The 8,004-nt window shown below is 72.3% G+C and carries 5 protein-coding genes; 3 read left to right on the top strand and 2 right to left on the bottom strand.

All coding sequences use genetic code 11. The annotated features are described in order from the left end of the window. Positions 1-11: 11 nt before the first annotated feature. Positions 12-1,655: a methane monooxygenase gene (locus AB0912_RS21735; RefSeq protein ID WP_366702135.1), complete on the bottom strand. Its 1,644-nt coding sequence runs from the start codon at positions 1,653-1,655 to the stop codon at positions 12-14. Between the two features lie 243 nt (positions 1,656-1,898). Between AB0912_RS21735 and AB0912_RS21740 the strand changes: the two genes are divergently transcribed. Further along, complete coding sequence (locus AB0912_RS21740) at positions 1,899-3,845, top strand: GAF domain-containing protein (protein ID WP_366702137.1); 1,947 nt, start codon at positions 1,899-1,901, stop codon at positions 3,843-3,845. Positions 3,846-3,875: 30 nt separating this feature from the next. On the opposite strand, the gene AB0912_RS21745 is transcribed toward AB0912_RS21740, so the two are convergent. After that, entirely contained in the window at positions 3,876-4,061 is a 186-nt protein-coding gene (locus AB0912_RS21745) for a hypothetical protein (RefSeq protein ID WP_366702139.1), read from the bottom strand. Between the two features lie 1,065 nt (positions 4,062-5,126). Here AB0912_RS21745 and AB0912_RS21750 point away from each other — a divergent pair. Together AB0912_RS21750 and AB0912_RS21755 are read left to right on the top strand one after the other, a co-directional pair. Continuing rightward, complete coding sequence (locus AB0912_RS21750; protein ID WP_366702141.1) at positions 5,127-6,338, top strand: cytochrome P450; 1,212 nt, start codon at positions 5,127-5,129, stop codon at positions 6,336-6,338. Positions 6,339-6,499: 161 nt separating this feature from the next. Continuing rightward, on the top strand, positions 6,500-7,852 hold the full coding sequence (locus AB0912_RS21755; RefSeq protein ID WP_366702143.1) for a serine hydrolase domain-containing protein: 1,353 nt from the start codon (positions 6,500-6,502) through the stop codon (positions 7,850-7,852). Positions 7,853-8,004: the final 152 nt, after the last annotated feature.

Here is an 8,004-nt window from a genome sequence, read left to right on the forward strand (position 1 = left end):
GTCGGGCCGGCTCAGATCGCCGAAGGGGTGATGTTGCTGCGGGACCGGTAGTCCGCGACGTGCGCCTCGCGCTCCTCGTCGGACATCTCGTTGAGGGACACGTTGGGGCTGATGAACGTGTTGCCGCGGATGTCGTCGAGGGTCCACAGCTTGCCCGGGTCGTCCAGCTCCAGGTGCGGCTGCGGCACGAGGGTCCTGCCGTCGTCGCGGACGTAGCCGAGGTCGCTGACGATGTCCGCGAGGTCCTGCCCGTGGTACATCGTCTCCCACTCGCGCTTGCCGGTGAGCCGGCCCATCGAGGGGGTCGCGCGGCCCTCGTACTCGGGGCGGAACGCCTTGATGTCGGTCCAGGCGCAGGTCTCCGAGCAGTAGGTGCGCCACTGCCCGTCGACCTTGTCGACCACCATGTCCTGGCGGATCAGGCAGGGCACCATGCAGGTCCAGCAGCGGTGGGGGTACTGGTAGCCGACGTCCTCGAAGGCGATCGGCTTGTTGCCGCCCGGCTTGCCGAGCCGGTTGTACGCCTCCCACCAGGCGCCGTACTCGGCGTACCAGCCCGGGTACTTGGCCTCGAACCACTCGAAGTCCTGGTCGGTCATCGGGTCGATGCGCCAGAAGTTGACCGGCCAGCCGGTCGCGAAGAACTGCGCGACCTTGTGCACGTAGCCCTGGTTCCAGATCCGGTTCCAGGCCTCCTCCACGAGGTCGTGCGGGATCTTCAGCCCGTACTTCTCCAGCGGGATGAGGTACGAGCGGTAGTAGTCGTCGTAGATCCAGCGCCGCCACATCTCGGCGTAGCTGTCCCGGTCCTTGCGGCGGTCCTTCGTGCCGTACTCGATGAAGGTGCCGATGGCCGCGTCGACCACGCAGTGGTTGTTCCACCAGGCGTAGCGCAGGTCCCGCTCCAGGAGTTGCCGGTTGTCCTCGTCGGCGAGGGCCATCAGGAGGATGGAGTAGCCGTTGGAGATGTGCCGGGACTCGTCGGACTGCACCGAGTGGAAGACGGTCGGCAGCAGGTAGTCGCCGTTGGCGGCGGCCTCCGCGGGCATCGCCACGAACAGGGTGTTGGTGAAGGCCGTCTCGGCCACCAGCGTCAGGTAGACGTTGGCCGCGGTGATCGCGTCGCCGGTGATGAAGCCCTCGCCGAACTGGCGGCCGATGGTGCCCGCGTAGCAGTTGGCGAACGCCTTCTCGGAGATGTCGAAGCCGGCGGGGTCGATGTAGTGGTTCATGTACAGGCGCTTGAGGTTCATCTGGATCGTCGAGTGCCGTACCTCGTCGATCATCTGGACCGCGAGCCCGTTGTGGAGCTGGGGGTTGGGCACCGCCCCGATCGCCATGGGCATCGCCCGGGCGGCACTGATCTCGGGGAAGGGGATGATGGACAGGAACAGCTTCTGCCACTCCATCCAGCGCTGCTGGACCTGGCGGAACATGTTTCCGCGGATCGCGCCGTCCATCGCGCCGTAGACGCGGCTGTCCTTCTCCTCCTCCATCGGGAAGTAGGAGCGCAGGACCTGCTTGAGCGGGTCCTTCTTGGGCGCCTTGTCGAAGCGGTAGTCCGTCGCGAAGCGGGTGGCCGGCGTGGCGAAGGTCGGCTCCCAGGACAGTTCGGTGATCTTCTTGTGCGCCTTGCTCAGGCTCTGTCGGCTCACGGGTGGTGTACTCCTCGGCTGACTCGGCGGCCGGGCACTGCGGCCCGTCGGACCCCGCTGGACCGGCGGCGCACCTCTGGTCCGGCGGGGCATGGGCTCATCGTGGGGGCGCTCGTCCCCGGCGTTCGTCTCATGTTGAGACACGTCCCGTGCCGCGGATCTGGCGGCTGTCCGGGCAGCGGTCGTAACGTTCGGGAAACAACAACTCCCGGACAATTGACCCACGGCAGAGGGACTGAGCCGATGGAGCCGCTGGAACCACTGGAGCCGCCGGAGCCGCCGGCGACAAGCGAATCGGGGCCGAAGCGCCCACCGCGGGAGCAGGCCACGCGCGCCGGGCGGACGGCGCCGCCCGTACCGGACTCCGGCCGGCCCGGACCGCGTACCGAGTCCCGTACCGGCGCACGTCCGGGCCTGCCCCGCGCCGTCCCGCAGCTCAACCCCGTCCGGGCCAGGGCGCGTTTCCTGGAGGGCGAGGGCGTGCCCGAGCAGGCCGTACGGGACCCGATCCTCAGTTCGTGGCAGCGCTCGCGCTTCTGGGGCGTGGACGCGGACCGCATCGAGGCGCCCTACAACGCCGAGTTCGACCCGCACAGCAGACTGCTGACCGCCGCCCGCCCGGTCCTGGACCGCCTCACCGAGACGCTGGCCGGCACCCCGATGAGCCTGATCCTCACCGACTCGCGCGGCCGGGTGCGGGACCGCCGGATCGGCGACCAGGCGCTCAGCCGCCATCTGGACGCCATCTGCCTGGCTCCCGGCTTCAGTTACGCCGAGGAATACGTCGGCACGAACGGTATCGGCACCGCCGCCGAGGACGGCCGGGCCGCGCACGTCTTCGGCTCCGAGCACTTCTCGGAACGGCTCCAGCGGGTGTCCTGCGCCGCCGCCCCGATCCGCAACCCGGTCACCGGGCGCGTCATCGGCCTCGTCGACCTCACGAGCTGGCAGCACACCGCGACCCCGCTCATGCTGGCGCTGGTGCGGGAGGCGGCCACCGACATCGAGGAACGGCTGCTGGAGATCGGCAGCCTGCGGGAACGGGCCGTGCTGCGCGCCTTCCTGACCGGCCGCCCCGGCTCGCGCAAGGCCCGCGTCACCATCGCCGACGGGCTGCTGCTCGCCGACGCGCGGGCCACCGAGATGCTCGGCCCGGCCGACCACCGGATGCTGCGCGAGGTCGCCGAACGGCTCGGCTCCGGCGCGGCCGAACGCCTCCTGCTCAGCGACGGCCGTACCGTGCACGCGCGCGGCGAGACCGTCGCCTCGCCCACCCCCGGCGACCGGCCGGCGGGTTACGTCATCGAACTGCACGTCGTCCCCGAGCGCGAGGCCGCGCCGGTCCCGGCCCGGCACCCCGAGCGGAGACTCCCCGGCCTGGCCGGCTCCTGTCCCGCCTGGCGCACCGCGACCACCGGGCTGCTGCGGCTGTGCGGTGAACGCCGCTGGACCCTGCTCGCCGGAGAACGGGGCACCGGCAAGAACGCCATGGTCCACGCGGTCCACCGGAACCTGCGCCCGACCACCCCGCTCGCCTCGCACGACGCCGCCGAAGCCCGGGGCCGCGCCGCCGCCTGGCTCTCCGCGCTCTACCGGGACCTGTCCGAGGACGAGGGCACCGTGCTGCTGCGCCACCTCGACCTGCTCAACCCCGCCGAACTGCTCCGGCTCGACGGGATGCTGCGCGCGACGGCGAGCCGCTCGGGCTGGGTCGTCGGCCTCGTCACGACCGACCCGCACCCCTCCGGGCCCTGTCCGCCCGCCCTCGCGGGCCGGTTCACGGCCGAGATCACCGTCCCGCCGTTGCGCCATCGCCCCGGCGACCTGCCCGTGCTGGCCGCGCACCTCCTGGCACAGCACACCCACGACCCCGAGGTGCGCTGCTCGGAAGCGGCGCTGCGCGCCCTGGAACGCGCCCCCTGGCCGGGCAACGTGCGGCAGTTGGAGGGCTCCCTGCGCTACGCGGCGACGCACCGCGCCGGTCCCGTCATCGAGGAGACCGACCTCCCGCCCGGCCTGCTGTCCTCCACGCGGCGCTCACTGACCCCGTGGGAGGTCACCGAGCGCGACATGATCATCCAGGCGCTGCTGAACTCGGGCGGCGACAAGGCGACCGCGGCGAAGTCCCTGGGCATCTCCCGCGCGACGATCTACCGCAAGATCACGGCGTACGGCATCCGGCCGGCGTAGACCGGAAGCGGACCGCGGGGGCGGTGCTCCTCACGGCCGGTCGCGCGCGCCCCACCGTCCCCGGGCGAGACGCAGCCCCAACGCCTCCCAGGCCGCCAGCGCCGCTCCCGCGAGGAGCAGCCCCGGACCCGCGCCCGCCGAGAGGCGGGCGAGACCGAGGACGGCGAGGGCGAGACCGGCGGCCAGAAAGAGGCGGAGACGCGCGATATGGTCCATGCCCCCAGCGTCCCGCCGCCGGGTCGAACGGGCGTCTCATTCTGAGATGGCCGATTGTTTTACCGGTGTTCTCTGTCCGATGGCCCGTCTGGCACGGGTCCGCGCGGCGGATGACCGGCCGGTCCCGGTCGGGACATTTGTGTGGCGAACATTAAATCGAGACGCTTAGTTGAGAATTTACACATGGCCGAAAGGCGTGCGCTGCTCGGCCGGTAAATGATGTCGGCCCTGGTACGGCGCGAACTGGGCCCCAGGGGTGGTGTTTCGGGCCACGCGTATTTCACCACCGGACGTTCTCGGCCTTTCGTGGAGAACGCATTTCCGTCACCTCCCCGCGGGGATCGGTCAGGCCAGGGCCCCGACACGACGTCAACAGCCCGCCGTCGACGGAGAGGAAGAGTGGCCGAGATGTGTGCGGTGGCCACCCGTCCGCCGGCCCCTCCGTTTCCCCGCAGGAGAGGGGGGCACTCGCGCCCCGGCGACTCGGCGGTGATCGCGGGCGCGTGGACAGGTGGCCCCGGCGCCGCCCGCCCATGACGCAAACGCACCGTCAAGGTTCCTCCGGCTCGACTTCGAGGGGTTGATTTCTGGTGACCGAATGTGAACACTGATGCGGGGTTCTCGGGGGAACGCAGGCAATCGAAGTCGGCGTCACTCCGACTTCGGGGCTATGACCAGAGGCGCTTATTCCGGCCTCGACGCCCTTCGGTCCCGGGTCCTGCTGATCCGTGAGGCGTCGGAAGGCCGCCGCGAAAGCGTCGCCAAGGGGGATTACCGTGCCAGGTTATGCATCGGCCTGTCGCAATGAGCACGTGCCGGGGCCACCGGAACGCCATTGCGCGTCACACGCATTGTGTTGACGAAGCGGGCCCGAACGCCTTCTCGCGGCTGACGGCGACCGAGCCGCACACGGTGAGCGGGGCCACCCGCGCCCGAAGCCGACGCCTGTCCCGAGGCGAGCCGCCCCCGGACGGACGGCGCCCCACGTCGCCCACCCCGCACCAGCCAACCCGCTTTGCCCGTCGCGCCGGCCGACCGTGTCCGCGTGCCGTTAGCCGAGGAGTCATGGTGTTCATCGACGACAGAACGAGCCGGCCCTTCCTGCTGGACGAGTTACCCGGGCGCTGGGGCGACCTGCGCGCGGACGGCCCGGTGCGGCACGACGACCGGGCGGGCGTCTGGCAGGTCGTGGACCACGAGCCGGTCTCCGCCGTGCTCGCCGACCCGGCGACCTACTCCTCGGACCTCTCCTCCCTCGCCCCCACCCAGGAGGACTTCGAGACCTTCACCCGGGGCAACTTCGTCGGCATGGACCCGCCGGAGCACCGCAAGCTCCGTGCCCTGGTCAGCCAGGCCTTCACCCCCCGCGTCGTCCAGGGACTCGAACCGCGCGTCGAGGCCGTCTGCGCCCGCCTGCTGGACTCCGTGGCCGACCAGGACCGCTTCGACCTGGTGGACACCCTGGCCTACCCGCTGCCCATCATCGTCATCGCCGAACTCCTCGGCATCCCCGCCGAGGAACACCGCACCTTCCAGGAGTGGGCGAGCGTCCTGTTCGGCGGCGACCAGCTCGGCGAGGCGCCGGACATGGCCGACCTGGAGCGGGCGCTGGAAGCCATCGCGCCCACCGTCCGGGAGATGAACGGCTACATGCTGGAGCACATACGGGGCCGCCGGGCCGCTCCCGGCGACGACCTGACCAGCAGACTCATCGCCGCCGAAGTGGACGGGGTCCGGCTCACGGACCAGGAGATGGTCGGCTTCGTGGCGCTGCTGCTGGTGGCCGGACACATCACCACCACCGCCCTGCTCGGCAACGCCGTCGTCACCTTCGACCGGCACCCCGGCACGGACGCCGCGCTGCGCGAGGACCCGGACCGGATCCCCCCGGCCGTCGAGGAAGTCCTGCGCAGCCTGCCCCCCTTCCCCGAACTGGGACGCCGGGTCACCCGGCCGGTGACCCTCGCGGGCCACGAACTCCCCGCCGGAGCACTGCTGATGGCCCACCTGGGCGCCGCCAACCGCGACCCCGCGCGGTTCGAGCGGCCCGACACGTTCGACGCGGCCCGCCGGCCCAACCCGCATCTGACCTTCGGGCACGGCATCCACTTCTGTTTCGGCGCCCCCCTGGCCCGGCTGGAGGCGCGGATCGCCCTGCGCCTGCTGCATGAACGATTCCGCTTCCTGGCGATCCCGTCGTACGACGACATCGTCACGCAGAACCCGGCCGTCATCATCGGCGTACGCCACCTGCCCGTCGAGGTCGGCAGGCCCTAGAAGACGCCGCGCCAGGCGCCCCGGCCCCGGACCGGTCCCGACGACACCTCCCGGTCCCGCCGCGCGGCACCTTCGCGCACCCCATCGGCCCGGCACCGCTCGCCACGGCCGCGGACACCCGCCCGCACACGGGAAGCCCACATCACGGGAGCACCTTTCTCATGCCGTACACCGTCCCCGCTCGCCCCGCCACCCGCACCCCGGCCCCGCTCCGCCACGCGTTGCAGAGCCGGCTCGACGCCCTCGCCGCCGCCCACCGGGTGCCCGGCGCCCAACTGGTCCTCGACACCGGCACACAGCTCCTCTCCCTGCACACCGGGACCGCCGACGCCGGCACCGGCACACCGCTCACGCCGGACACCGCCGTACCCCTCGGCTCGCTCACCAAGCCCTACACCGCCGCCCTGGTGCTCCTCCTCTCCGACGACGGCGACCTCGACCTGGACGAACCCGTCGCCGGCCACCTCCCCGAACTGCGCGGCTTACCCGAGGTGACCGTCCGTCACCTGCTCAGCCACACCGGCGGGCTGCCCACCGGGCCCGACTCCGACACCGCCTCGGCGACCCGCGGCGGCCGCTATCTGGCCTCGCTGTGCACCGCCGACCAGGCGCTGTTCCCGCCCGGCACCGACTTCTCCTACTCCAACGCCGGCTACGTCGCGGCCGGCCGGCTGGTCGAGGCGATCACCGGCATGCCCTGGCACGAAGCCGTCCGCGCCCTGCTCCTCGACCCGCTGGGCACGGTGCCCGCGTTCATCGGCGACACCACCGTCACCCGCCCGAGGGCCGCCGGACACGCCGTCAACACCGCCACCGGCGAGGTGCGCCCCGTACGGCAGAACCTGGCCCCGCTGGAGGCCCCCGCCGGCGCGCTGCTGGCCGGCGCCGCCGACCTGGCCGCGTTCGGCCGTGCCCTGACCGGCCGCTCCGGGGTGCTGCCGCCCGCCGTCGCCAAGGAGATGCGGCGCGGCGAGAACGGCGCCCGGCCCGGCACCCTGGCCGACGGCTGGGGCCTGGGCGTCGCCCTGTACCGGCGGGGCGAGCGCGTGTGGTGCGGCCACGACGGCAACGCCCAGGGCACCTCCTGCCATCTGCGGGCCGAACCCGAGAGCGGCGTGGTCGTGGCCTTCACGGGCAACGCCGGTGGAGCCACCGCCCTGTGGCGCGACCTCACCGGGGAACTGGAGCGCATAGCCGGCATACAGGTGCCCGCCGCACCCCTCCCCGCCGCCGGCCGGGGCCGCCCGGCCGCCCTGCCCGACTGCCTGGGCACCTACCGCAACGGCGGCACCGCCTACCGCGTCAGCGCCGGGCCCGACGGCTCGCCGGCCCTGTCCGTCGACGGCGACCTGGCCCTGCCGCTGGTCTGCTACCCGGACCTGTCGTACGACCTGCTCGATCCCGTCACCGGCCGCCCCGAACCCGGCGGCCGGTTCCACCGGGACCCCGTCACCGGCCGGGTCGACCGCGTCCAGGTCTCCGGACGTACGGCGCGCCGCACCGACGACGGCTGAGCGCGCGCGGCCGTACCGGCGGCCGGGCGGTCCGAGGCCGTCCGCAGTGGTCCGAGGCCGTTCGCGGTTGTCCGTGGTTGGTCGCGGTGGTCTGTAGTCGTCCGAGGTCGTCTGTGGTCGTCCGGTCCGGGCGGACGGCGGTACCGGGCCGC

Origin of the sequence: Streptomyces sp. NPDC007084, assembly GCF_040703595.1 — a bacterium.
Classification (GTDB): Bacteria; Actinomycetota; Actinomycetes; order Streptomycetales; family Streptomycetaceae; genus Streptomyces.